Genomic DNA, 23,850 nt, shown 5'->3' on the forward strand with positions numbered 1-23,850 from the left:
TGCGCCCTCATTCGTCCAAGGCGGAAAGCGAGCGCCGCTGCGCGTTCACGAGATTAGTGATCGAGATAGGATCAATGAATTCGCCGGTCTCCCGCCGGTCTTTCATTTCCATTATTGATGCACCGAGGTCCGCCGCGTTCTGCGCGTGAATAAGTTGAGTTACACTGAGTTCGTTGTCGCGCTCCGCTACGATCGCCGCGAAAATTTTAGCAGCCCGGCGTTTGAAGACACGCGCCTGCGTTCGGCTGCCATGCTTTCGTGGGTGATGCGGGTGGCCAGGCTGATAACGATGGCCTGGGTTTTTCGGCTGCCCGGTTTTGGCAAACCCTATTTTTGCAAATCCTACATTTTCGGTTGTCGTCATTAGCGGTTCCTTGACTAAGGATTTACGGTTCGCGTTCGCATTTCGCGGGCATTTTCGAACAGCAGTCCGGGCCTCTGGCCGACCCGCTAAAAACCAGCGATCTTCCCAGCGGTACCCGGTCGGATACCCGGTCCGCGAGGATTTAGACGCCAAAAACGGCTGTTTTTAAAGGGAAATTGTGATTTCGTTTCCGCCGTAGTGAGGCGGAGGAACGACCGCGAACGACGGGAGACGACCGCGAACAGATACGTGCGATTAGAATTATTGTTGAGTGACCAGAGGTAGTGAAGTTGGTTTTCGTCGCGTGTGTCGCGTGTGTCGCGTGTGTTGGGACAATCGTTGGCAGGAAAAAGTTGGGGCTGTAGGGACGCGCGCGAATTTTGTGGTGTGTGAAATAGCGATATCGGAACCGGGCGGGCGGAACCGACGGGGAGTGCAAACGAGGCGCAAACGCAAATATTTGCAAATTCGTTTGCGGTTTGGTGTGTTTTGGCGGCTTGCAAACACAAACTGCAAACTTTTCCTTAGGAAAGTTTGCAGCGTTTGCGCCGAACGGGCAACTAGACGCCTTCAGGGGGAACCGGAACCGGACCCGGGAAACCTGCTTAACCCGCGACCCTCGACCCTCAACGGAACCGCCCCGCCGCGCCCCTCCGGACGCGCTCCGTTCGTCCGTTTCGTCCCGGCCTAGGGGCGGCCCCAGGGCGGCGGGAGACCCTGTTTTTTCAGCCTCCCTTTACGGTGCGCACTTGACCTGAAATTCCTGTCGCCTTCCAGGCGGTTCCGCAATAAAGCGGTTTTTTCGCCGACGACGATGCCGCCGACGACGACGACGACGCTGCAGACGACGACGACGACGCTGCAGACGACGACGACGCGGATCGCGTCATGACTTAGAACGGCTCTTCATCTTCGAGCCAGGATAGATATTCGACCCCCTCGATATCGGTACTCTTAATCTTGTCATGACTTTTGAGTGCCTTTCGGAAGCGTTCGTCCTTAGCCGCTTTGGCCACGTTCTCTTTCTCTGACTTGTAGGCATCCCGAAACGCGTTGCGAACATCTTCCCGCCGCGCCATTTTTATTTTGCCCACCACCTTCCCCTTCGCGGCGAGCACTTCGTTCAGAACCTTTTCGAGCAGCGTTTCATTTTCAGAACGATACTTCGATCTAGGTTGCACAGTCCAATTGATGATGCGCGAGGTAACTAGCTCGCCGTGCTCATCCTGCCCCATATTCACTAGGTCCGCTGTGAAGGGGATGGTGAGCCCTTGCGGGCCATCTCTTAGCTTGCGCAGGACTAGCTCAGTATCCTTGACGCTGCCGTCTTGCGCCTTATTGCCGGTGGCGGTTAGGACAAAATCAGAATTGGACTCCTTGGCCGAAGCGCCGCGGGCTCCTGCCTCGGCATTCTTGCCTAGATGATCGATACCCATAACCACTGCGCCGGTTGCCGTACTCAAGTCGCGCAGCATGGCCATCGCACGCGAAGCCTCTGCATTGTCGTTCTCATCTTTCCATCCGGCAGCGGTCGCCATTGTGTCGATCCAGATCAGCGATAGTGGCAAGTCATACTCCGTCCTAAAGCGCGCGGCGGCAGTCGCGGCGGTCGCCACCAGCGTCGGCAATGGATTTTTGCCTAGCAGGGGTGGACAAGAATTCGTCCACTCGAACGGCAACCGTTCTGGATCAAAGGTCACTTCATCCCTACGCTTGGCGATCTTGTTCTCCACGAGCGCCGCCAGCCGTAATGCGATGCTGTTTGCGCCCTCTGGCGCTAATAGGAGTACACCGCCTTGGCGATAGATACGTTCGCCGGTCCAAGACCAACCGAGCATGATGTGGGCTGACAGATCGAGTGCTAGGAAAGTTTTATACATTCCCCACTGCCCGATCATTAGCCCTGCGCCGGTTTCCGGCAGCCGGTTGCGCACCACCCATCGCATTGCCTCCGCGCGTACTTCGCCGTGCTTGAACGTTGCTAGGGGTTTTACGCTACTGCGGGGTGGCAGTTCGGACGTTTGGTGTGGTGGTGGATCTTGTAGCGGTGGACTTTCATCCGGTGGCGATGAATCTAATCCAAGACTGCGCTTGATGTGGTCGTCGCTATACTCCCATTGCGCTGTATCTTCCGGCCTATCGCCGGTGTAGCCCAATATCTTGGCCACCTTCTTGGCTGGCGCGTCGCCAAAGAACTCGATCAGTCCCGGAAGTCCATAGACCTTTTCGCCGCGCGAGTGTGATTCAGCAGCGTCAACAGCATCCTTCGCCCGGCCAGGAGCATCGGTGGACCCTCCGAGCCGCGCGACGATCTCCACGAAATACCGGATGCCGTTAATTTCCCACCCGGCGCGGGCGAGGAAACCACCGAGCGCCAGCGCTGCGTCGTGGCGACTGCCCTTAGCCGGGAACCTGCGGATCAGGATCGTCGCGATGGCGATTTTCGTTACTGCTGTCCTGAGTTCGGCAAAGTTGGACTTAGCGGGTTCACCATCTTTCGCCCATTCGATGGCTTCGCCCGATTCATGCACGCTACCCGGAAAAACAGTCTGGGCGCCTTTGGTCCCGCCGCCCATCCGCAGTTCGGCAATGCAGTCGCCTCGGCGGCCTTCGGGAGTTACATCGGTCAGTTTGATCGATGCACCTTCCGGCGCGTTGTCGATGTAATAAAGGAGATGCGAGCGCGGCTTGCCGGCTCTGCCAAAAATAGAATCAGTCTTGGGCAGGAAATAACGAGCCAAACTGATGGCCTCGTGACAATCGAGATCAATGTCGGTGAGCCCATTGGACCTAGGGCCAAGCTGTACACCAACGTTCTGAAGAGCACCGTTGAAGTATTTCGGCAGCGTGGCTTCGGTTAGATCGCGCGTCTGCCATGCGTCATCGACCGGCTTCTTTTTGCGATATGGTATCGGCACAGGGTTCCAACCTCTGGCTTTGTACCTAGAAGCGATGGCGAGGGCGTCACTCATGGCGCGCCTCCAATCCAGTCAGACGCTCAACCCACCGCCGGTATCGTCTCCAGACCCTTGGCGCGAGCCTTATCGCAATTAGACAGGCATGCTGTGAGATCAGATACGAACGGAATTGATCGAGGCTGTCGAAACTCTCCGGCAGCGTGTTGTCGTGTTTCAGGTCGAGGACGAGATGATCGGAAAGACGGCTGGTGTTGACCCGGATGATCCTGACCCAGTCGGTAAAGGTTCTGCCGCCGAGGAGGAGGGTAATATGGCGCAGGGCGGCTTCGACATGGGAGCTATTGAATAAGGCCATGACCATCACGCCTTCGCCGACTTAGACTTGGACTTGCCTTTTTGGCGCTTGGATACATGTAGTGGTGACGCTGCAGCGTTCCTTCCGGCGTTCTCTGCAAACGCGCTACGGCGTTGCGCTTCGAGCTTGGCTGCCTCTGACTTGCGCTGCTCTTCAATCTTGGCATGCCATTCGCGGCGGGCTTCCGGAGTAATCCGGGCGAACGTCATTCCGGGAAAATGGGTTTCGGCAGGTCCGTTACCGGCACGTTTCAATTTATGAAACGTCGAAAGACTCATGTTTTCTAACTCGCAGAATTGCTTGCGAGTCATCGAGCGCGGCTGTTGGTCGTCGCGTGATGGTTCTGTAACGGGATTATTATCGGTCACGGTCGCGGTCCTTCTCTTAAGCGAACCGCACAGCATTTGCTGGAGGCGTGTACGCGAAAGGCCGGAGCTACCGGGCCTTAGAGAGAGGACCATTCACCTGACGGGTCGCGTTCTATATCCCTACGGAGAGGGGCGAGAGTCGTCGGGATCCAACTTCCATTACTGGAAGATACAACCTTAGAAGGTCGGGCCGAGACTAGGTCAGCGCAGCGTGCCGCTTTACCGTATCGCAGCTCTTAAGCTAGATGCGAGTTCCCTCGAAAAAGGGCGAGCTATTTCGGCCTTCCGCTCGTACGGCTTACTTATGCGGCCTTATTATAGGCCTTCGCCTTCCGGTTAGAAACCCCCTAAAACGACTAGAAACCGGAGGGGAAAGAAAGAAAGAAAGTAGCACCAAGCCGCGACGGCAGGGCAAAGTCCGATTTTGCACTGACGCCGCGCTGATCGGAGCGGCACCACTATCGGAGCGGCACCACCTTCTTATCCGCCTTGATGCCATACTTCGGTGCGCCTTTGCGGATCGCATCCACCACGAAACCCGGAGCGAGATGGCCATAGACGCGCTCGACTTGTCGGGTGTCGCGATGTCCCAGATTTTTCGCCACCACGATCAGCGGCGTTCCATTCATAACCGCATGCGAAGCCCAGGTGTGTCGCGTTCCGTGAAATGTTATCGGAGGGGTTATCTGTGCATTTTTGTTAGCCTCCAGTATTGGCCGTCTCTGCTCAGAAGTGTTCCAAGGCGATCCATCCGCGTGCGCGAACATCAATTCCGATCCGGCACGTCCAGCGGTATGCGCCTTGAAGAATGCCGCGCCTTCCTTCGTCAGGATAATCTGTCGCGCTTTTCCTGACTTGCTTTTCCGGACAGCAACGGTGCCGCTGTCGGGATTAAAATCCGCCACCAGCATTCGCGCTAGTTCGGCATAGCGTGCGCCAGTCTCTAGCGCGCCGCGCACCAATGGCCGAAACTCGGACTCACATCTGTTGTAGAACCGCTGAACTTCGACGATGCTCAGATATCGAACGGGTGGCGCATCCACCTGCGGGAAAGGTTTCAACTTCCGTCCCCAAGCGTCACGATGGCTGACGTGGCCCTTGTCATAGACGTAATTCAAAATTGCCTTCAGCATCGTTAGTACCCGGTTGGCGGTGGCGCGCCGCTTACGGATAGCGTCTTCACCGACTGGCGCTGGCCGGAACTGCACTACACCTTTCTTAGGACGGTTTTGAGCAGGGGCCTCCGCGATATCGAACAGCCATTGCTGCAACTGCTCATCGGTTAACTCGCTCACTATCCGGTCGCCCAGCTTGGGCAGGATGTGTGCGGTACCTCTTGATGATACGTCAGCCACAGATTGGCCGAGCCGCTTCTTCTGTGCGACATACAGCGCCATTCCTTGGCGGACTGTGATGCGTTGTATCTTCTTATCGCCGTCCGGCGTCTCCATCATCGCCAACGCCTTGGATTTCGCCTGATCAAAGCTCAGGATTTTAGTGCCATCGGAATCGGCGTCATCGTCGGCCAAGCCCAGCGGAATAACGCGATACTTGTTTCCGCCGCCTAAGTAGCGTCTCAAAACCCATCTTCCATCTTTGGAAGATTTCTGGCGCTGATATCCGAGATGGTTTTGCGGCTGTAGCTCCTGCCAATGCGGCTGACGCCCCTTCCTAAGTTTAAGCCGGGCGGTGCGGCTATCGAGCTTCGCGTGCTTAACGGTTCGGGCCATATTGAATCCTCCTGCTGGAAGCACGAAGCGGCTTTATGAGCCTCAATCCGACCGGGTATGGACCGGGTATAGAGGGCTTTGCGGCGGTTCTCCGCCGTTTGCCGTTGTTCTAAGTATCTACCATTACAGGGGTTTTTAGAAGCTAATAGTTTGCGGCGGTTCTAGTGCGCGGCCCTCTCAAGGCTGAAACAGGGGTTCGATTCCCCTAGGGAGCGCCAGTAAACTCAGGCACTTAGGTAGCCATCAGCCGCGTTCGTTGAATAATGGTTGAATAAGACGCTGGTGAACCGCGGCGAACGCTTTGGGAATTTGCTGCCGACATTAGCGGACTAGCCTCGGCGCGATGCCTCACTGTGGCTGGCGCATTCGCAAAAAATTTCCTCGTCGCCCTTGGTGTCCGGAAATATTCAAACCGCCGCTGACGTGCGCTGTCGTACGCGAGCGCGCTCGGATGTTCGCATTGACGTTGCTCGTCGCACAATCAACTCTTGTCCTGCCGAGCTTTGTGCGAATAGGAGGGCCACGTGAGATACAATCGACGAGAGAAAACTGGCGGACAACAGTCACATGTCAGTCTATCCGCTCCGAAAGCCGCGGAACCGAGCACGATGCCATTCGCCCAGCGGTTCACCTGCACGATTGACGATGCATGCGAAGTGACCGGCTTGGGACGCACGAAGCTTTACGAATTGATAGGAGCTGGGCGTATCGTCACGACAACGATCGGACGTCGGCGACTAGTAGTGGTGCGTTCACTTCTGGCGCTCCTTGACACCAACATGTCGAACTAATGAACGTGCGATATCCTTTAAGGTGTGCGAGCATAATCTCGCCGATGAACGAACCGTCCGGGGAGAAGCCGTCCGATCGCGTTTGCTGCGTATTGGTTGGGGCGTTTCTGGTGCGAAACTGGTGCTGTGACTCAGGTAGAGGTGCCAAGATTGGTCTCTCGCTGCTGAAGCAGCTGACTCCTAATCATCGGGTCCCAGCTTCGAGCCCTGGTGCGCCCACCAGCCCTTTCAAGAGCCTAGCGGGTTTCACCGTTTGAGCCGCGCCGACTAAAACCGTTTTTCAAACGGTATTTCTTGGATGCCGGCCGACGTATACTCCCGACAATGTGATTGGCAGGGTCGGCCGATAACGCGGCTCGAAGAACGGCTTCTTGCTTTTTCGGAAGGCCATTCATTCACCACGCGCCGAACGAGCGTATCGCCAATTCGAATCCCTCTCCCTCCGCCAGCTTCGCCGCAGCCGCTTGTTCTCTGCGCCTGGATGTTGGCAATGTGAGGCCAGTATTAGCAGTGATTTCTGATCTGAGTTGCGGACTCCTAATCGGCAGAGCCCGCCCATTCTTCTCCGAATAGCCCAATTCTCTCCAGAACTCTGGACTCTGCGAGTTCGGTACGGTTCTAGAAAGTCGATTGTTTCGAGCAGTTTGTGCATGCTGATGAAATGGGGTTCTTCAAATCCTCTCGAACAGGCAAGAGCATCCGCTTTTGAGATCGCCATATCGAGGTTCGATCCCTTCCGCCCCAGCCACGCACTCGCTCAACTAGAGATAGCGAGCACTTTGTGGGCGAAAACCCCGCATTTATAGGGGTTTTTGCGCATTCGTGGGGCGTCTCCAGTCTCCGAAAAACGGCAACTCTAGCGAGAATCTGCTGAAAGTCTCCAGCCAATACCGCAGAAATTCCCGTTTTGAGGAGACTTTAGGCGGAGACAGATTTCGATCCCACTGAATGGTAGAGGTGGCAGTTCCAGCGCCGGCCGATTCTCGGGCAGAACTGGACAATCATGACGCAATGAGCGGTGTAGGATGCAGTCAACTTCGTCAACGGGAGGCCCTAACGAAGCCTGGAATCTTTGCAATTGTTGAATGCCGAAAACTTGGCGCGTCAAGGCTCCTTGCCCCACACCTTGCCGCGGCGCCGCGGCGGATGGGGAAGGGGCGTTCACAACGATCGCATTCGCATTCCGAAAGGGCTTAGAGCCACCTGGTAGTTCGTTCGCGCTGGTATGTCGGTCTTCAGGGCATTCTCCGGTAGGTAAAATGCGCATCAATCCGATCATCGTGCAAAAGTACGGCGGCGCCTGTCTTGAAACGCCGACAAAAATTCGCGCGGTCGCAAGCAGTCTCGCCGATTTGCATAGCCGTGGCCATCGTGTTGTGGCGATCGTTTCAGCGATGGGTAAGACCACCGACGAACTTGTTAAGACCGCGTATCAAGTGAGCTCGCATCCAAATCGCCGTGAACTCGATATGTTACTAACCGCTGGTGAGCGCATCAGCATGTCGTTAATGAGCATGGCGCTGTCTGATCTAGGCGTGCCGGCGATTAGTTTTACCGGCAGCCAAGCCGGAGTGATGACCGACGAATCCCATTCCTCCGCGCGCATCTTAGATGTGCGGCCCGTTCGCGTGCGCGAAGAACTCGATCGCGGACGCATCGTGGTTTTAGCGGGCTTTCAGGGCGTGAATCCGGTGACCAAAGAAATCACCACACTGGGCCGGGGCGGCAGCGACACTACTGCGGTCGCCATGGCCGCGGTGTTAAAAGCTAACTGCTGTGAAATTATCAAAGAGGTCGACGGAGTTTGCTCGGCCGATCCGCACATCGTAGCGAATGCAAAGTCCATACGCCAATTGGATTTTGCATCGTTATCCGAAATGTGTTTTTGGGGTGCGAAGGTTTTGCATTTTCGCAGCGTGGAGCTGGCACAAAGCCAAAATGTGCCCTTGGTTCTAAAAAAATGGGGCGGCGGCGAAGAACACAGCACGCAAGTCATGAAAGGGGTTGCAGGAATGGAAAGCGGAAAGGTTTTGGCCGTCAACTCAATGGCTCGCGTTGAGCATGTTGAGATCGATTCGTCAGATCTCAATCAAGGTTTTGAGAAGTTCGCGCGGCATCTCAAAGAGAACGGCTTACCTTGGCCGCAACTTCTCGCTTCAGCTTTCACTGCCGGAAAAACGCGCATTATGATGACTTGCGACGCGGAGTCGCTCGACACTTTGCTGCGAACGGTGGAAAGGACCAAAGACTTACGCAAACAGCGCGAGACTTTAAGTTCTGTGAGCTTGACTTGCTTCGGCGGCGTTTCTTCAGACCTGCCCTTTAAGGCAATTCAGATTCTGCAACATCACGGAATTATCGCCGACAAATATGTTTTGTCACCGCATTCGGTAAACCTATTTGTTCCTGTCGAGACTCGCGAAGCCGCGGTCAAGGCTTTGCATTCCCTGATCTAGCGTCGCCGCGATGGCCATCGATTACATTGTTTCTGTAATTTTGGTGAGATTTGGCGGATTGTCTGGATCGAAACCGCGATCTCGTGCGGCCTGCTCTACGGCGGCATAGGCTGGCAGCAACATCGTAATTGCATCGCAAATCGGATCGTCGTTTCCTATCCAAGGGAGTGTGCCGCCTGAATCCCCTACGGAAAAGACATTGAGGTTCCTGGCGCGAAGATCGGCGATTAAGGTATCCACCATCGCAGACGATCCGTCGTTCTGCCTTAGGACGAGAAATGGCGTCTCAACGGTAGCACAGGAGAGGGGACCATGCCTCACCTCTGCTGCGCTATAGCTTAACGTTGGTAGCCGCATGGTTTCGGCGACCTTAAGCCCGATCTCGCGCGCCGATCCTAATCCAAACCCGCGTCCAATTACAAACCCAGCACGTGCTGCCGCTAGGCTGCTGCTCCATGCCGACCAATCGCAGGTAAGTGCGTCACTAAATCTTTGTGGGAGCTGCCTGATCTTTTCCATCAAATCATCATTGGAGGTAAGCGATGCAACGAGTTGCGCCCCTATCATCATTGAAAGGACAACCGATTTTGTGGCTGCGACTGAACGCTCCAGGCCGGCGCCAATCGGCAGCGTCAATTCGCAGGCCAAGGCAACGGGGGAGGTCAAATCGTTCACAATTGCAATTGTCAGCGCTCCATTTTTTCTTGCCGATTGGGCCCCCATCACGAGATCCGGGCTTCGACCGGATTGTGATATGACGATGAAAACGGCGTTCCGCATGTCAATCGATTGTTCGTAGGTTGTCATAACCGACGGAGCTGAGGTGGAAACGAGTAAACCTGCCCGCGCTTCAAACAGGTAGCGAAGGAGTGTTCCAGCATTCCCGGAGCTCCCGCGGCCTGAAATCACAACGACGCGCGGATCGGCCTGTCTGATGCGATTTGCGACTGTTATGATTGAGGCCTGTTCTGCCAGAAGTCGCTCAGCCGTCGTCGGGATCTCACGGATCTCTCGAGCCATGGCCGTTTGGGAGCGGTCATCGTCGATCACGGGCTAGCTCGTCAATGGCCGCTCTCAGATTACCCTCGTGTTTGAGCAATGCTTCACGGGCGTCGGCCTGCTCCCATCCAAGACCGAGTAGTACTGCGACTTTAACGTCGCCCTCCGCGTGTTCAACGAACTTGGCAGCATCATTCTCGGCGCATCCCACAATCTGGCGAACAATGACCTCTGCGCGCCGAAGAAGCTTTGCATTGCTGGCGCGCATACTGACCATCAAACCCCGGTAAACCCGGCCGAGCTTGACCATTACGGCGGTAGAGAACAGATTAAGGACAATCTTTTGTGCCGTTCCCGCTTGCATCCGCGTTGAGCCAGCAAGCACCTCAGTGCCGGTCTCTATCAAGATACGATGGTGGGCTGGTTCGAAAAGGCGCGCTCCTCGGTTGTTCGCCACAGCAATACAGAGGGCTCCCCTCGCTCTTGCGGAACGTAGCGCGCCGATAGTGAACGGTGTGGTGCCGCTCGCAGCGACAGCTATGACAACGTCATTTTCATTAAGCTCAGCATTGGCGATTGCTTCAGCCCCTTTTGTTTCGTCGTCTTCGGCGCCCTCAACGCTCTCCAGTACCGCTTGCAGCCCTCCAGCCATTACGAAAACGATACGGTCGCTTGGCCAATCGTACGTTGGACCAAGCTCTGCGCCGTCCTGAATAGCAATACGGCCAGAAGTGCCAGCCCCTACATAAACCAGGCGACCACCACATTTCAGGGCCGGTACCGCGTCATCCACGGCGGCATTTATTGCCGGCAAGGCCGGTCTTACGGCTGCGCAAGCGGTGAGTTGCCCGTCATACATAGCTTCGATCATATCGCTGGTGGACCACGAATCGAGGTCGACGAAGCGCGGATTTATGTGCTCTGTCAGCATATCTGCGCACCTTTCCTCTGCCCGCTGGAATCGATTGGGACGGATCCTTTGCGCCGGGCCAAAAGCAGGGCCCCAGCTACTGCATCAGCCTCGGGCGGGGACAGAAAGTGCGCGACCTCAGGTGAAAGCCACTGAACCATGCGCGATGCCAGACCCCCAAGCAGAGAGATGTGGGGCGCACCGAATTCCACCAAGGAACGAATGAGCACGCCAGCCTGCCGGGCGCCTTCGGCTACGATCTCCTCCGCAAACGGGTCACGTGCCTCTGCGTAGGTCAACGCAACCGGAGCCAAGCTCGCATAGTCTTTGGCTGTCGCCTGTTCGGCCCATGCGACCAACGCAACCGGATCAGACCCAAGCTTTTCGATCACTTCTAGCAAAAAGGGGCTCGGACTTATCCTGCCGTCATGTGCGCGAAGCGCGAGCCGCACGGCCTGAAGTCCGAGATCGGCACCACTTCCCTCATCAGAGATTGGGAATCCGTATCCTCCGATACGGAGCTCGCGGCCTTTTACGCTAGCGAAACCAATACTGCCGGTACCCAGAACGACAATACCACCATCGCGACCACGATGTGCCCCTAAGCAAGCAACGTTCGCGTCACTTGCGAAGACCACGTCTTGGAACGGATGGGTGACGCTCATAAGCGCTTCACGGGCTCCCTTACGGTCAATTCCGGCCAATCCCACTCCTGCTATCAAATGACCAAGGGCACTCGGCATAAGACTGGCATCCATTACTGCCGCCTCACTCGCCGTGCGCACCGCCTGCATAGAACTATCGACGCCAATCCGCGTTGTAGCGGGACCAGCGGTGCCTTGACCTAATACGTTACCCTCCGCGTCTTCGATGCGGGCACGGCAACTGGTTCCACCTCCATCGATACCGATATAGAGCTGAGTAGAGTTGGGTGAAACGGGGGTGCTCATCCAATTACTCGTGAATTGTGTGGCGCTGACGCGCAAAAGCTCCGGCTGCCCTCTCAGGAACGTTTGCTGGCTCGTTGAGTTCCGCTACCATGGCTCCTGCGCACCGAGGCGGGCAACACATCCCGACCAAGGATCGCCAGTGAGGAAGTGAGGCGATGGGTTCAGAGAAAGCCGAACCACCCCCGTTTGCAATTTCGGCGGACCGCATTTTCGATGGATACCGATGGCACAATCATGCGCTCATTTTGATCGCAGGTGGGATCGTTCAGTCTATCACGTCCCGTGATGAGAGTGCGAGTCGCTGGTCAACCGAAGTTATGCCGCCCGGAACGATACTCGCGCCTGGGTTCATCGACCTGCAAGTCAATGGCGGCGGTGGCATTCTCCTCAATGATCAGCCAACGCCGGACGCGATGCGTGCCATCGCCCAAGCGCATCGCCGGTACGGCACCACAAGCTGCTTGCCTACGTTGATAAGCGATACCCGCGCGAAGGCCATCGTTGCAATTGCTGCAGCAAAATCCGTCGCAGGTGGTGACGGAATCCTGGGTCTTCTTCTCGAAGGTCCTTTTATCAGTCCTCGACGTCCCGGGATTCATCGCGGCGATTACATCGCGACTGCGACAATGGAAGACCTTGATTGGCTAGGGGAGCTATCGGCAGTCGGCTCGTCCATGGTGACCCTGGCGCCAGAATGCGTACCTGCGAGATTTGTGAAGACCCTTGCTACAAGCGGGATTCGATGTTCAGTCGGTCATAGCGAGGCAACTGCCGACACCCTGACAGCTGCCGTTGACGAGGGGCTTAGTGGTGTTACACACCTCTTCAATGCAATGCCCGCCATGAGCGCCCGAGAACCCGGCATCGTTGGCATGGCCCTTACAGACGACCGTCTCACAGCGGGCATTATTGTCGACGGCATCCATGTCGATCCTGTTGTCGGCATTATTGTCGACGGCATCCATGTCGATCCTGTTGTCGTACGCGCCGCCTTCTCTGCAAAAAATCGCAATAATATTGCGCTTGTAAGTGACGCAATGCCCACTGTCGGCACTGAGCAAGATCATTTCGAACTCATGGGAAGGCAGATTCAACTGCGGGACGGCCGATTAGTCTGCGAAAACGGCACGCTCGCCGGCGCCCACCTAAACCTGGCATCGGCTGTCAAAAATGCCGCAACATTCGGGGGAATGTTCCTCGACGAGGCGCTTCGCGCTGCATCGCTTGTGCCGGCACGGTTTTTGGGAATCGAAAGACATCGCGGTACGCTAGTTGCTGGGGCTCAAGGAGACATCGTCGCATTAACACCAAACCTCGAGGTCCTTACGACTTGGGTGGCCGGCAATCGCCCACAATCCGTCCCTAACCCCGAACGGGGGTAATCAGATCGGCAGCTGTCGCAGCTTCGAACTGCAAAAGTCTCCAGGTCGAATTTGGCGCCAAATTGGCGGAAATTCTTTAGATATTTCAAAGGTCTTTTTTCAGGTGGGAATGTTGTGGTTCGATCCCTGCGTGGTCAGCCGGCCATTCCTGCGGTTGGCGACGGTTTGCAACCTGGGCCTCACAGGCCCGGAAATCCCGGCTTTTCGCGCATTCGACTTTGTCTCCAGACTCCCGATCTCCAAATCTAGGGAGCGAAATTGCCGAAAGTCTCCGGCCCTGTCCGCGGAAATTCCCGTTTTGCAGAGATTTTCGGCGGAGACCCGTTCGATCACGACTGCCGCCCGACCATGGCGGACTAACTGATCTGCTTTCGCGTAGATGCGCTGAGGATCGTATTGAACTCGGTTTCTCCGGGCAGAGCCACCAGCTTTGCTTTCGGGTGTTCGTCGCGCACGAGCACCAGGATTTGATGAGGAGTCTTGAAGGCTTCGCCCGTGCAGGTTCGCGTATCACCGTTCCTATCGGTCAAAACGAACTCACGTGGTGCAACCATCCGCTGCTTGGCACCTCTCGGCACCAGCGACGCGAGCGAATGTCCGGAAACAATGGCGGTGCCAAAGCCCGCAGCGTCGTACATGCGATGAAACGTCTTTGACACCACGACCCGCCGGATATCGGCTCGAAAGCCGGCATGATCGTATGTGAGCTTTGGTTCCAGCACCACGAGGCAGCAGGCGCTGGCATTGCTGGTGACGTACCGGCGAAACGTCGCATAATTGGAGCCACCGAACTGTTTGGCGAGTGCCATTCCAGTCTTGATTCCAAATTTATGATCGTTCGCGTGCTGGGCCCATAGCTCGCCCTGAAACAGCGCTTCCGAGGCGAACACGTTAGCTTCGCGTTCGAACAAATCGGCTATTTCGGGATCGAGGGTCTTTTCGCAATCGTGTATCAGCGAATACACCTTGCTCTGATGCGGCATTGTCCCGTGACCGGCCTCATGCAGTTTTACAAACGGAATGCGCGGCGCAGGGGTGTCCTTGTCGATGATCACCAGCCGGTCGTTGGCCTCGAACAGGCCCAAAACCTTGCTCAGCGCGGACTTGATCGTTGCAACGCTCGCCTTGGCCGATTTGATAAAGCGCTCGAGAAAGCTGGCGTTCAGAATTTCGTCGTCGACGACAGTGAGCTTCGCAGCTTCCATGATAGCCTTAACCGGGGTCGGAAACACGCCATAGGCCGCGGCGTCACGGCCCCTCCGGGCCGCTTCGTTTTCTATGTGAGCCGCCCCACGGCTAGATTTACCTATTGGCACTTTGCGACTTGCCGCCGAAGTCTGAGAACGTCCGGTTATCGGGGTAGACGGAAGTGGCCAGCCGGTTGCCGGAACGGAGTTTTTGACCCATCTCGGACTCCAGATTTGACATACTTTGTTGTAGGGGTTAGCCGCCATCGAGCGTCGCCGTAATTAAAAATCCTAACTTCAGGCTATTCTCCCCAACGCGGCAAGGAGTTTCTCGACAGCGGAGCAGAGCCCTTTCTGCTCTTTTTTGATCCCGCTTCGCATGAGGCAAGCGGTTACTGAAAGCCGAAACCCTACTTGCCTGACCTGTCCCTGTCGGAAACCTAATTCGGCTGGCAAGTGAAGCCGAATCGCGCAATGTTTCTATCTTATGAGAGAAGCTTGCAGCCTGATCTGGTCGGCGCTGGTATTATTGCTCCGATCGCGGGCCTCGTTGGCAGCCGAGATCCTGGTCCTTCGGCATCAGATTAACATACTGAGACGGCATTCGCCCAAGAGGAAGACGTTCAGCGTCATGGACCGCTTGAGCCGGGCTGTATCGATTGGCGCCAACAGTCCTGAACGCTCTGGCGGTTTTGAAGCCAGATACCGTTATAAAGTGGCACCGCGCCGGGTTCAGATCGTACTGGCGCTGGAGGTCACGACGTCGTGGTGGCCGACCAAACTTATCGACAGAGATACGCAAGCTTATCCGCGAGATGAGCATCGCCAACCCGCTGTGGGGAGCGCCGCGGATCCACGGAGAGTTGCTTAAGCTCGGCATCGATATCGGCCAGACGAGCGTGGCCAAGTATATGGTGAAGAGACGAAGGCTGGAAGACGTTTCTTCATAACCATGCCGACGGCATCGCGGCGATGGATTTGTTCGTCGTGCTGACGATCTCGTTTCGCCTGCTCTATGGATTGCTGATCATGGGGCACGGCCGAGGACAAATTTTGTGGTTTGGCGTCACAGCTAACCCCACTGCAGAATGGATCGCAAATCAGTCACGGAAGCATGCGGTTGGGAACAGGCTCCCCGCTACCTGATCCGTGACCGGGATGGGGCCTATGGTGAGGTCTTCATCCGAAGACTTCGATCAATGGGCATTCGTGACCGGCCGACATCGCCGCACTCCCCATGGCAAAACGGATATGCCGAACGGCTGATCGGTTCGATCCGGCGGGAGTGCCTTGACCACGTTGTTGTGTTCGGCGAGCGACACCTCCGTCATGTACTGCCGTCGTACATGAAATATCACAACGAGATAAGGACGCATTTATCTTTGGAGAAGGATGCGCCGGTCTCGCGCGCCGTCAAACTGGCCGGGACCATTCTTTGCCGCCCGGTCCTGGGCGGGCTGCACCACCAATATGTTCGGAGTTGATTTACGACAGGCACAGGCAGCCATATAGCGAGTTGAAGCCACGCCGGCGGCGCATAAGCCATTTCAACTGCGAGGATCGCCGGTACGATCGAGTGACCGACAACAATAATCACAAGATAGGCCGGAAGGTCGTCGGCACGTTGATGATGGAAGTCCTCGCCGCACCGCTCGCATTGGTCGGTGACCTTCAGGAAGCGACCGAACAGCGAACCCTTTCCACAGCTAGAGCACTTTCCCAAAAAGCCGCGCCACATTGCTGTGCCCGGGAGATTCGATCATGATGGGTTTCATCCAAATATTCCTTGATCGCAATTCGATGCTCCATACAGTAAGTACGAAATAGCAGACAATCAAAACAGTCTGGCCAAATTGCATGGAATGGATCCCTACAATTACGGAGCGGTCGGGGCCGGTTTACATCCGCATCGTTGATGTACTTTCGGCCGATATCGCGAGCGGTCGTCTGACGCGCGGCCAGCAACTCCCGACGCACCGCGCCCCGGCGCGCGCGCTCGACATTGATCTCACGACGGTGACACGTGCTTACAGCGAAGCACGGCGGCGCGGCCTGATTGATGCCCGGGTTGGTCGAGGCACTTTCGTGTCGGAGACGACTGCGAGGGTCGCCACAGACCCTCCGCTAGGAAGCGGTACCGTCAATCACGGCCGCGAAATCTTTGATCAGCAATGCGCGGCTTGTCACGGCGCAAGAGGTGAGGGTAGTGTTGGTGGTCGGCTTGTCGGCGGGCAGGGCACACTCGCTACGCCAAACCGGGTGAGGACCGTCGGCAGCAGCTACTGGCCATACGCCACAACATCGTTCGACTATATCCGCCGCGCCATGTCGCAGAACGCGCCGCACGGACTGCTGAGAAAAAAGCAAAAGACACCCACCGGGTCCGTTAGTAACCCCGCCTCACAACGCTAAACGCCAATTTAGTTGGAGGTCGGCATCGCATCGCTACGTAGGAAAGATAGCGATGAAGGCGCGCGTCTCGCAAGCTGGACCAAGACTCCGGAACATTTCCGCAGCTTTGGTTACCTTCCTCTTATTTGGGAGTGCTCTAATGACCGGGAAGACACCGAAGATCGTTGAAGTGCAGGTTGGTATGGAAATCAACATGTACGTTTGCGCGATGCGCAAATAGTTTCGCGTATGCCTGCTTGGCCCGAGGAGCACATTCTGGTTTGCTCTTCGGGCAGCAGGAAAGCCCACCGATCACGCCTCTGCGTCAGCCGGACCGCTCATCGCTGCTTTGCATCGCCGAGCGATCGAGGTCGTCGAGCATTGTCAGCCCGGATTTTCCTACGCCGTCGTCACGCGGCTGGTTCGCCATGTTCGGCGAACCAGCGCGTTTTACGCCCTCACAAGTCGAGTTGCTTGAGCATAGGCATCAATTCTGGGAGGGGCTGCCTCGCCGAACAACTCGTTGAGGGTCGCCAGCATGCCGAGCACATCCTCATCAAACCCGGCGATCTCAAGATGCCGGATTGGGATCGACCTGAGCCCATGCCATTCCGGGTGGCACCAAGCAGCGCGCCGAGGGTGTGCTGACGATCTTTGAGCAAAGAAGCGGCCTTACGGGCACTCTTCTTCCATCATCCGCGGTGGGGCGGATGGCGAAGGTGCACACGGGGCTGCTCCATGGAGGCGTTTCCGTTCCGCCAGTTGCCGTCGGTGTAGGGATTGCCGGGACCCAGGTTTTGACAATTGGCGTTCGGGTAGAACTGCGCGCAATAGCCGGGGTCTTCGATCACCTGTTGCGCCAGCACGGGCGTTGCGAAAGCTGCCGTAGCGACAGCAGCGATGCCAATCAGTGCGAGTTTCATCTTGGTCTCCTGGTAAGTGTAACGAAGTAGTTGGTGTAACGGGAAGATGGGCAGGCCTCCAGCGTTTCGCCAGTTACCATTCAGCAAGCTCCTTAGAACGTGAAAATCCGTCATTGGGTTGGACGCCACCGAGATTGTCGCACGCGTTAGCCAACTCATCGCCAGCCACTGAAGCGTTCTTGCAGGAAATCGCTCGCCAGCCATCGCGGCGCTTCGTGCCCTCGTAAAATTCAATTTAGTGGTCTCGGAGGAATGCGAACCTACATGAGCGTCAGGCGCAAAGGCGATCAGCCGTCACCTTGATCGTGCCTTCGATCCGCCGCGCCCGGCGCAAGCGCCTCCGCTCGCAACCTGCAAGTTCAGAGTCATCCAATGAAAACGGTCTGGATCTACGTGACCGACTATGGGCGCATCGGCGATGAAGATTGGGTTAAGGTGTTTTCCTCCAGCGACGCCGCCGATGAATGGTTAGAACAAAACGATCCGGAAGGTGTCGCGTGGGAATACCCCATCCATGATAAGGTCACGGGGCCACTGCAATGAACCGCATCAAAAGGGTCGCTTAGACGAGGCGGGGCAATTAGGCCAGTATTGCCGCGACCGCCTCCGTGTCCGGGATCACGCCGTGATCGTGGAGATACTTGCGAAACGCGGCATGGCGCATTCCGATGCTGCGCGGGCAGAAGGTGATTTCGCCTCCTTTGTGTCGCGCGCGGCGCGCGAATCTCGTCGCGGCGAGCTTGTGAGGCGCCTCGCGAAGATAAGGAAGGCAAGCCCATCAAGACGCGATTAGTGCATAAACCCATCCGTCAGCGTCTGCATGAAGCGAACGAGCGCGTCCTCTTCTGCATCTGATAGACCCAAACGACCAACTTTGCTCTTGTTCATATTGGCAGTCGACTCCGGCGCCGGCCAGCAGATCGTACTTTCGCCCGGATCATGGGGCTGGCAGCGCGGCAGCACATCGCGCGTGTTGTAGAAATGCACGATCTGCTTCAGGCTGGTAAAATATCCATTATGCCCGTAGGCCTTCACGAAGGCCGGATCAGGCCGCTTGTCCACGTTGCGCAGTGTGGGCACCTGTATTCGCGCCTGGTTATCCGGTGCCAGCTTGAGCCATCGCGCGTCGATCGCCGAGGGCTGGCTTAGCAGATGTCCGCTGCTGAGAAAAGTACCGACACCCCTATCGACGAAGGACGATCCCATTGGATTGGCGACGTAGCCCAACGCGTCGGGCCGGTCCTCGCTATAGTAGGGAAGTCTCGGGTTGGCGGGAGTGCCGATATTGCTGGCGGTGAAGTCTGTGAATAGCGGGTCCTCACCTGGCTCACCGTCGCGGTGACATTCATTGCATCGCGCCTTGCCTCGGAACAGATCGTAGCCCTGCTGCTCCTGCGGCGTAAACTGCGCCTGCTTAGCGAGCACCGCGTCGAATTTCGAAGTGAACGACGTCACCTCGGCCGAGGCTTCATAGCCGGCGATCGACTGTGCCATCTGATCGAAGGTCGCACCGGCGCGGCCGCGATCGATCGGGCTCAGATGGACCGGCAACGGATCGGCCGCGGCGGCCGGCCCAGGCCTGTTGCAGACCTGCTCGATGTCGCCCGGCCATGCAATCGCAAAACTCTGCGGACCCCATACGCCCTCGAATAGGGGGCGATAGGGCCGCTGCGAGACGCGATAGACCGCGCATGCGATATCTGGCAGCCCCATCTCCACGGGATTGGTGGGCGGACCTTGCGCCTGCTCGGCGGCCGGATTGCCGAGCCGGCGTCCCGTCGCGCGCATGTCCCAGAAATTTCCGCCGACGAGGTCGCCCTGTCCGGGATTGAAATGCAGCACGGGCGACAGCGGCGCGTAGGCGTGAGATTGAGGCTTGCGGTTGCTGAAACGCGTGCGAACCGAACCCGGGTAAGCGCCCGTGGTCCGGTTCAACTCCGACACCGGACCCGTAAAGCCTGTCTCGGGCATGTGGCAAAAGGCGCAAGCCTCGTTGCGGTTTACCGACAAATTCTTGTCATACAGCATCAGCTTGCCGAGCAATTCGATCTGCTGGATTTGATTGTCCGGCGGCGCCGCAAGCCGTTCGATCGCTCTCGCCTCGGTAAGGTCAATCTTGGTCTCGACCCTCGCAATTTCCTGCAATACCTGAGGCGAGAGGTTTGAGCTTCTCTCCTCCGCGCCGGGCGGGTCCGCGCCCATAGCGACTGCGAGTACCGCAGCCGCGATCGCCAAAATTGCGCTCTGTATTTTCATATCGGATCCCCCTCAAGCCGACCCTGAATAGCCTGCGAGTCGACACTGTAGGAGTTTGCAACACTTCGTGCCAATAACCGACGCGCACATCGCCACCGGGCATCAGCAGAGCGGTCGTCACCTCATGCCGCCACTCGAACAAGGCGTGCGGCCCTGATCTCGTCGAGGAGGTCATCCACGCCTGCCAGCGCAAAGCGCAGCGTGGCCTCGTCGACGATGCGCCCGTCGCTGACCTTTTCATGCACGCTCCCGATCACGATCTGGGGCCGAAGCACAGGACGCGCTGGGATCGATGCGAGCGTCTCGTTCATTTGCTGCTGCGCGCGCACGCCGCCAGTGAAGGCAGGCGAGGTCGTCATCGTCAATACCGGCTTGCTCCTCAGCACTGAACATCCATAAGGCCGGGAGGCCCAGTCGAGCGCGTTCTTCAGGACGCCGGACATGCCGTGATTGTACTCGGGCGATACCATGATTACGCCATCCGTTGTCTCGATGGCCAAACGCAGAGCGCGGACTGATTCTGGCGCGTGCTCACCATCGTTATCCTCGTTATAGAGCGGCAACCCATGCAAGGAGAAAATGTCGAGCACAGCCTTCGGCGCAAGTGCGTCCTGAAGACCGCGCAGTACCGCGGTGCCGTTGGAAGCCCGGCGCAGGCTGCCGGAGAGGCCGAGAAGGCGGTGTTGGGTCATGGGGCGCAGTTCCTGAAGGGCTTCGTTTCTTGTGCCACCACGAACATCACTCAACCTCGACCAGCTCAAGTAAATTCGAGTTTAAAATTCGACTTATGGGCTCCCCAGTTGCTGAAGCGATTTCGCCTTTGGGTCAGTCGCGCTGGGTTACTTCCAACCAAGCAGGCCGCCATGTCTGTAGGCGCGTTCGCGCGGCTTTCTTTCTTCCCAGTTCTGTGTGGCTCGTCTGCTGAATGTGCAATCCCCCTGCGCTTTCGATTCGGCAATGCCGCGCAGAGGTGCTCTAGGGTGGCGGATTCAGCCTTTGCCGCCGCGTGGCCGGCGTGGGTCCATCGGGCGTACTCCAAGATTTTGCAGCGGTCGCCAAGAGACCCATTATTCCGAAAGGAAGTCGCACGTCTTCAATGGCTATGTCCGATGGCTGAAATCCAGCGCCAACGAGAAGATCGAGTAGCTCACAGCGGTCATAGAGTTTATGTGTTTCGGGACCAGTAAACGGCCATTTGGCCATGGTTTCGCGAGACGTGAGGTAGATGACGGAACGACCGCCCGACCGCAGCACGCGATAAACTTCAGACATATCCCGGCCATCGGAATCGAAAAAATAAGCCACGTTGACCAGCAACACCTTGTCGAACGTCTCGTCGATCCAGGGAAGCGGACTGAAAGGCCCCTGCACCAGCACCATTCGACCCGAGGATACCGCCACCTCATTCACGCTTAGCCTGCTCGAGCATTCGGGCGGATTGGTCCACGCCGTACACTCGGGCACCGCGAGTACGCTCGGCGATGCTTCGGAGGCCCCAACCCGGGCCGAAGCCGAGTTCAAGGACATTTTCACCCGGCCCCAGGTTCAAGGCATCGACAGCCAACCGGTTGGGCTCGTCATTAACGAGCGCCATGAGCCATCCGATCAGAGACCCGAAAACGCCGGACGGATGCTGTAACTGCGCACCCAAAGCATGCCATAGCCAATCCAAAATGTGACGGGGGCGCACGACGAGGTCGTCGCCCCGAGACAGGTCCCGTTGAGAATCCGTCACTGCTTTGCCGCGATGCTGTCGAGCCGTTCCTGGATCACAAGTCGCCGGTTCTTGTCCCACAGCGGACGATCGGGATGGGGCGGCAGAACGAGCAGTTTTATCTCCCGCCTCGCGAGCGAGACGGTGCATTGCGTCAAACAGATTCCGCATGGAGTGATCCTGACCCCTGAGCGTAATTGCCATCGAGCCCGAGGAGAGGACTCGCGATTGCGAACACCTTCGGCTGCGAGGCGTAGTAGGTGCCCCATCGCTGGTGATCCGGAATTCGCCGGTAGTCTGCGTCTGCCAAGTGGGTCAGAGGATGGCCCAATCGCTCCACCAGCCGGTGCAAACGTTGGGTCAGCGTAAAGAACGACCATGCGAAGCCGTTTTGCACGCCGAAGAGTCCGAGTGATTTGATGAATTTCATTGTCGCCCGAGGGGCCCGGCTTGCGAAGGTGGTGACCTCGAAGATCTCGTTGCGAGTAATGGTCCGCTTGGACGCCGTGCAGAGCTCTTGTTCGATGGGTGAATCTAGATAAATCTCGGAGAAGAAGCCATCCTCCTGAAGCCTCACACCGGCGGCGCACATGATCTCGGCGCGCTCGTTCGTAAGCGCAAAAAGGCGGGGTGGAAACGTCTGCAACTGTGCGCCGTATTCGGCGGCATAGACATTGCGGATGAACGTTTCGACGACGCGCCTCAAGGCGTCACCTTCTCTGACGACAATGGTCTCGCACATCGGTGTGCCTCGTGCATTCATCAGGAGGCGTGTGTCCCCAAACAATGGTTAAATTAAGCATGGCGTTGTTCAACAAACGCTCACGAGATCGCGAACGCGTGATGCCGAATGATAGATGCGTGTACGATCGAGTACCCCGTGCGCGAATGCGCGCGGAGTTAGTAAGTACGAGTTTCGAATGGGTCCACCCACATGTCGAAGTAAAGGCTTCTTAATCAGTATTAGCTTCTCGTAATGGTAGAAACAATCAGACACAAGAATGGGTTGGGATGGTCGTCACCATCTTCCCTTATCGTCAAGAAAGGCTTCGAAATCGACGTCTTCGGCTGTCCCGATCGGGTAGCGAAGCGCCTATCACGCGTCTCCTTCTGACTCCTTTTAGTCGAGACTGCGACGATAGCGGGTTGGAGTTTGGCCGGTCAGTCGGTGAAATGCGGCGGTGAATGTACTCGTGTCGCTGAAGCCGATATCTAATGCAATCGCGGTAACGGGCAGCTGATCATTCGCCAATAGCTGCTTGGCCCGTTCGATCCGGCGGTTCGCATGGTATCTGCGCGGCGGCATGCCAAAGGAACGTTTGAACGAGCGGGAGAAATGGTACGGGCTCAGCCGCGCCAATTCGGCAAAGGTCGCGAGCTGGATATCGTCGGCGACATGCTCCTCGATATAGGCGGACACCCGTTTTTGCTGCCAACACGCAAGGCCGCCCCGGTTGACTGGCGCGTTAAGGGTCGCGTCGCCGTTGATGCGAACGAGTTCGTGCGTCAGCAAGGTGCCGAGCGCCTCGGCGTATCGCCCGTATATCGAGGTCGGGTTCTCGACCAGCGACTTGAGCTTGAGAGCGATCTCCCACAGATCACGGTCGTAAAAGAACAGGCGTGGCTTGAACTCGACCTCGCCAAACCGCAGCGCGGGATCGGCGAGAGGCCCGCGCGGATCAATGTAGATGTAGGTTGTACGCGTCAGCGCACGCGGTCTCTGCGATCCGCGAAAATCATGTCCAGCAGGAACGAAAGTCAGCTTCCGCGTGAAATCGCGCAAGGCCGATCGAGGGAGGCCCTCGACAAACGTCTCACCTTCGTAGCGCTCAGCAAGCTCTGCCGCGATGAGAAGATGGCAGGGAGCCCGGAATCCATATTCAAAAGGCGTGTACCGCATGACCTGGACCGTTTCCACGTGCACGCCCGGCAATGCCGCGGAGCGGCGACTGATGATCTCAGGCGGCGAGAAGTCAACACTCGAGCGAGCTTCAACGCCTGACTGCAACGGTGCCGGCGCGTGATATTCGGGGATCGGACGTACCGGAGGCGACTGGGAAGCGTATTGACTCGATGTCTCTTGGGCGGAATTGGCCATTGTTCGATCTCACTCGCTCCCCGCCTTGGGTCCGCTGCAAGCGACATAGGGCGATCGC

At 57.2% G+C, this 23,850-nt stretch carries 22 protein-coding genes, 1 tRNA gene and 3 pseudogenes; 9 read left to right on the top strand and 17 right to left on the bottom strand.

Annotated elements, in window-relative coordinates:
* Positions 1-7: 7 nt before the first annotated feature.
* From BLR13_RS23285 to BLR13_RS23300, 5 genes are all read right to left on the bottom strand, one after another.
* On the bottom strand, positions 8-364 hold the full coding sequence (locus BLR13_RS23285) for a hypothetical protein (protein ID WP_074819190.1): 357 nt from the start codon (positions 362-364) through the stop codon (positions 8-10).
* Positions 365-1,257: 893 nt separating this feature from the next.
* Complete coding sequence (locus tag BLR13_RS23290) at positions 1,258-3,336, bottom strand: AAA family ATPase (RefSeq protein ID WP_083387591.1); 2,079 nt, start codon at positions 3,334-3,336, stop codon at positions 1,258-1,260.
* Positions 3,329-3,637 carry a hypothetical protein gene (locus tag BLR13_RS40300; protein WP_143039695.1) on the bottom strand — a complete coding sequence of 103 codons (309 nt, stop codon included), beginning with the start codon at positions 3,635-3,637 and terminating at the stop codon, positions 3,329-3,331. The genes BLR13_RS23290 and BLR13_RS40300 overlap by 8 nt, the downstream gene beginning before the upstream one ends.
* A gap of 5 nt (positions 3,638-3,642) precedes the next feature.
* Positions 3,643-4,005 carry a hypothetical protein gene (locus BLR13_RS40305; RefSeq protein WP_143039694.1) on the bottom strand — a complete coding sequence of 121 codons (363 nt, stop codon included), beginning with the start codon at positions 4,003-4,005 and terminating at the stop codon, positions 3,643-3,645.
* A gap of 458 nt (positions 4,006-4,463) precedes the next feature.
* Complete coding sequence (locus tag BLR13_RS23300) at positions 4,464-5,735, bottom strand: tyrosine-type recombinase/integrase (protein ID WP_074819186.1); 1,272 nt, start codon at positions 5,733-5,735, stop codon at positions 4,464-4,466.
* A gap of 149 nt (positions 5,736-5,884) precedes the next feature.
* Here BLR13_RS23300 and BLR13_RS40310 point away from each other — a divergent pair.
* The 3 genes from BLR13_RS40310 to BLR13_RS23315 all read left to right on the top strand — a co-directional run bounded on the left by BLR13_RS40310 (position 5,885) and on the right by BLR13_RS23315 (position 8,982).
* Positions 5,885-5,953: transfer RNA gene (locus BLR13_RS40310), tRNA-Glu, on the top strand.
* Between the two features lie 390 nt (positions 5,954-6,343).
* Complete coding sequence (locus tag BLR13_RS42610; protein ID WP_074819184.1) at positions 6,344-6,526, top strand: helix-turn-helix domain-containing protein; 183 nt, start codon at positions 6,344-6,346, stop codon at positions 6,524-6,526.
* Positions 6,527-7,785: 1,259 nt separating this feature from the next.
* Entirely contained in the window at positions 7,786-8,982 is a 1,197-nt protein-coding gene (locus tag BLR13_RS23315; RefSeq protein WP_079586040.1) for an aspartate kinase, read from the top strand.
* Positions 8,983-9,003: 21 nt separating this feature from the next.
* Here the strand turns inward: BLR13_RS23315 and BLR13_RS23320 are convergent, their stop codons facing one another.
* The 3 genes from BLR13_RS23320 to BLR13_RS23330 are packed head-to-tail and all read right to left on the bottom strand — an operon-like array spanning position 9,004 to position 11,841.
* Positions 9,004-10,032, bottom strand: a complete 1,029-nt coding sequence (locus BLR13_RS23320; RefSeq protein ID WP_074822108.1) for an SIS domain-containing protein — start codon at positions 10,030-10,032, stop codon at positions 9,004-9,006.
* Entirely contained in the window at positions 10,019-10,912 is an 894-nt protein-coding gene (locus tag BLR13_RS23325) for an N-acetylmuramic acid 6-phosphate etherase (protein WP_074819182.1), read from the bottom strand. Before BLR13_RS23325 ends, BLR13_RS23320 begins: the two co-directional genes overlap by 14 nt.
* Positions 10,906-11,841 (bottom strand): BadF/BadG/BcrA/BcrD ATPase family protein, encoded by a 936-nt coding sequence (locus tag BLR13_RS23330; protein ID WP_074819180.1) that lies wholly within the window; start codon positions 11,839-11,841, stop codon positions 10,906-10,908. The genes BLR13_RS23325 and BLR13_RS23330 overlap by 7 nt, the downstream gene beginning before the upstream one ends.
* A gap of 155 nt (positions 11,842-11,996) precedes the next feature.
* On the opposite strand from BLR13_RS23330, the gene BLR13_RS23335 reads away from it, so the two are divergent.
* On the top strand, positions 11,997-13,223 hold the full coding sequence (locus BLR13_RS23335; RefSeq protein WP_074819178.1) for an N-acetylglucosamine-6-phosphate deacetylase: 1,227 nt from the start codon (positions 11,997-11,999) through the stop codon (positions 13,221-13,223).
* A gap of 356 nt (positions 13,224-13,579) precedes the next feature.
* Here the strand turns inward: BLR13_RS23335 and BLR13_RS23340 are convergent, their stop codons facing one another.
* A complete protein-coding gene (locus tag BLR13_RS23340) occupies positions 13,580-14,428 on the bottom strand; it encodes an ImmA/IrrE family metallo-endopeptidase (RefSeq protein WP_074819175.1) in 849 nt (282 codons plus the stop codon).
* A 1,181-nt stretch (positions 14,429-15,609) separates the two neighbouring features.
* Between BLR13_RS23340 and BLR13_RS41800 the strand changes: the two genes are divergently transcribed.
* On the top strand, positions 15,610-15,894 hold the full coding sequence (locus BLR13_RS41800) for a transposase (protein ID WP_244524921.1): 285 nt from the start codon (positions 15,610-15,612) through the stop codon (positions 15,892-15,894).
* On the opposite strand, the pseudogene BLR13_RS41805 reads toward BLR13_RS41800, so the two are convergent.
* Positions 15,888-16,148, bottom strand: a pseudogene (locus tag BLR13_RS41805) (DUF983 domain-containing protein); the annotation flags it as partial. The gene BLR13_RS41800 and the pseudogene BLR13_RS41805 sit on opposite strands and share 7 nt — an antisense overlap.
* A 119-nt stretch (positions 16,149-16,267) precedes the next feature.
* On the opposite strand from BLR13_RS41805, the pseudogene BLR13_RS41810 reads away from it, so the two are divergent.
* The 3 genes and pseudogenes from BLR13_RS41810 to pqqA all read left to right on the top strand — a co-directional run.
* A pseudogene (locus BLR13_RS41810) lies at positions 16,268-16,486 on the top strand (GntR family transcriptional regulator); the annotation flags it as partial.
* A gap of 45 nt (positions 16,487-16,531) precedes the next feature.
* A pseudogene (locus BLR13_RS41815) lies at positions 16,532-16,762 on the top strand (c-type cytochrome); the annotation flags it as partial.
* A 199-nt stretch (positions 16,763-16,961) separates the two neighbouring features.
* The gene (gene pqqA, locus BLR13_RS40320; protein WP_143039870.1) at positions 16,962-17,042 is read left to right on the top strand and encodes a pyrroloquinoline quinone precursor peptide PqqA; all 81 of its coding nucleotides are present in this window, start codon (positions 16,962-16,964) and stop codon (positions 17,040-17,042) included.
* A gap of 451 nt (positions 17,043-17,493) precedes the next feature.
* Here pqqA and BLR13_RS23370 read toward each other — a convergent pair whose 3' ends face one another.
* Entirely contained in the window at positions 17,494-17,724 is a 231-nt protein-coding gene (locus tag BLR13_RS23370) for a hypothetical protein (protein ID WP_143039693.1), read from the bottom strand.
* Positions 17,725-18,096: 372 nt separating this feature from the next.
* Here BLR13_RS23370 and BLR13_RS41115 point away from each other — a divergent pair, with 372 nt between their 5' ends.
* Complete coding sequence (locus BLR13_RS41115) at positions 18,097-18,267, top strand: hypothetical protein (RefSeq protein WP_171944944.1); 171 nt, start codon at positions 18,097-18,099, stop codon at positions 18,265-18,267.
* A gap of 246 nt (positions 18,268-18,513) precedes the next feature.
* Here BLR13_RS41115 and BLR13_RS23375 read toward each other — a convergent pair whose 3' ends face one another.
* From BLR13_RS23375 to BLR13_RS23395, 6 genes are all read right to left on the bottom strand, one after another.
* Complete coding sequence (locus BLR13_RS23375) at positions 18,514-19,980, bottom strand: cytochrome-c peroxidase (RefSeq protein ID WP_091976686.1); 1,467 nt, start codon at positions 19,978-19,980, stop codon at positions 18,514-18,516.
* Positions 19,981-20,102: 122 nt separating this feature from the next.
* Positions 20,103-20,672 carry an NADPH-dependent FMN reductase gene (locus BLR13_RS23380; protein ID WP_074819169.1) on the bottom strand — a complete coding sequence of 190 codons (570 nt, stop codon included), beginning with the start codon at positions 20,670-20,672 and terminating at the stop codon, positions 20,103-20,105.
* Positions 20,673-20,955: 283 nt separating this feature from the next.
* Positions 20,956-21,390 carry a class I SAM-dependent methyltransferase gene (locus tag BLR13_RS23385; RefSeq protein WP_143039692.1) on the bottom strand — a complete coding sequence of 145 codons (435 nt, stop codon included), beginning with the start codon at positions 21,388-21,390 and terminating at the stop codon, positions 20,956-20,958.
* Entirely contained in the window at positions 21,383-21,574 is a 192-nt protein-coding gene (locus BLR13_RS40325) for a class I SAM-dependent methyltransferase (RefSeq protein ID WP_143039691.1), read from the bottom strand. The genes BLR13_RS23385 and BLR13_RS40325 overlap by 8 nt, the downstream gene beginning before the upstream one ends.
* A gap of 274 nt (positions 21,575-21,848) precedes the next feature.
* Entirely contained in the window at positions 21,849-22,436 is a 588-nt protein-coding gene (locus BLR13_RS23390) for a thermostable hemolysin (protein WP_074819162.1), read from the bottom strand.
* A gap of 378 nt (positions 22,437-22,814) precedes the next feature.
* On the bottom strand, positions 22,815-23,792 hold the full coding sequence (locus BLR13_RS23395) for a helix-turn-helix domain-containing protein (RefSeq protein WP_079586032.1): 978 nt from the start codon (positions 23,790-23,792) through the stop codon (positions 22,815-22,817).
* Between the last annotated feature and the right edge of the window lie 58 nt (positions 23,793-23,850).

Origin of the sequence: Bradyrhizobium ottawaense (assembly GCF_900099825.1) — a bacterium.
In the GTDB taxonomy this organism is placed as follows: Bacteria; Pseudomonadota; Alphaproteobacteria; order Rhizobiales; family Xanthobacteraceae; genus Bradyrhizobium; species Bradyrhizobium ottawaense_A.

Excerpts from the sequence above, each read along its gene's own strand:
- BLR13_RS23285 (WP_074819190.1), bottom strand. The coding sequence starts at position 364 with ATGACGACAACCGAAAATGTAGGATTTGCAAAAATAGGGTTTGCCAAA.
- BLR13_RS23290 (WP_083387591.1), bottom strand. The coding sequence starts at position 3,336 with ATGAGTGACGCCCTCGCCATCGCTTCTAGGTACAAAGCCAGAGGTTGG.
- BLR13_RS40300 (WP_143039695.1), bottom strand. The coding sequence starts at position 3,637 with ATGGCCTTATTCAATAGCTCCCATGTCGAAGCCGCCCTGCGCCATATT.
- BLR13_RS23300 (WP_074819186.1), bottom strand. The coding sequence starts at position 5,735 with ATGGCCCGAACCGTTAAGCACGCGAAGCTCGATAGCCGCACCGCCCGG.
- BLR13_RS42610 (WP_074819184.1), top strand. The coding sequence starts at position 6,344 with ATGCCATTCGCCCAGCGGTTCACCTGCACGATTGACGATGCATGCGAA.
- BLR13_RS23315 (WP_079586040.1), top strand. The coding sequence starts at position 7,786 with ATGCGCATCAATCCGATCATCGTGCAAAAGTACGGCGGCGCCTGTCTT.
- BLR13_RS23325 (WP_074819182.1), bottom strand. The coding sequence starts at position 10,912 with ATGCTGACAGAGCACATAAATCCGCGCTTCGTCGACCTCGATTCGTGG.
- BLR13_RS23330 (WP_074819180.1), bottom strand. The coding sequence starts at position 11,841 with ATGAGCACCCCCGTTTCACCCAACTCTACTCAGCTCTATATCGGTATC.
- BLR13_RS23335 (WP_074819178.1), top strand. The coding sequence starts at position 11,997 with ATGGGTTCAGAGAAAGCCGAACCACCCCCGTTTGCAATTTCGGCGGAC.
- BLR13_RS23340 (WP_074819175.1), bottom strand. The coding sequence starts at position 14,428 with ATGGAAGCTGCGAAGCTCACTGTCGTCGACGACGAAATTCTGAACGCC.
- BLR13_RS41800 (WP_244524921.1), top strand. The coding sequence starts at position 15,610 with ATGGGCATTCGTGACCGGCCGACATCGCCGCACTCCCCATGGCAAAAC.
- pqqA (WP_143039870.1), top strand. The coding sequence starts at position 16,962 with ATGACCGGGAAGACACCGAAGATCGTTGAAGTGCAGGTTGGTATGGAA.
- BLR13_RS23370 (WP_143039693.1), bottom strand. The coding sequence starts at position 17,724 with ATGAAACTCGCACTGATTGGCATCGCTGCTGTCGCTACGGCAGCTTTC.
- BLR13_RS41115 (WP_171944944.1), top strand. The coding sequence starts at position 18,097 with ATGAAAACGGTCTGGATCTACGTGACCGACTATGGGCGCATCGGCGAT.
- BLR13_RS23375 (WP_091976686.1), bottom strand. The coding sequence starts at position 19,980 with ATGAAAATACAGAGCGCAATTTTGGCGATCGCGGCTGCGGTACTCGCA.
- BLR13_RS23380 (WP_074819169.1), bottom strand. The coding sequence starts at position 20,672 with ATGACCCAACACCGCCTTCTCGGCCTCTCCGGCAGCCTGCGCCGGGCT.
- BLR13_RS40325 (WP_143039691.1), bottom strand. The coding sequence starts at position 21,574 with ATGGCGCTCGTTAATGACGAGCCCAACCGGTTGGCTGTCGATGCCTTG.
- BLR13_RS23390 (WP_074819162.1), bottom strand. The coding sequence starts at position 22,436 with ATGTGCGAGACCATTGTCGTCAGAGAAGGTGACGCCTTGAGGCGCGTC.
- BLR13_RS23395 (WP_079586032.1), bottom strand. The coding sequence starts at position 23,792 with ATGGCCAATTCCGCCCAAGAGACATCGAGTCAATACGCTTCCCAGTCG.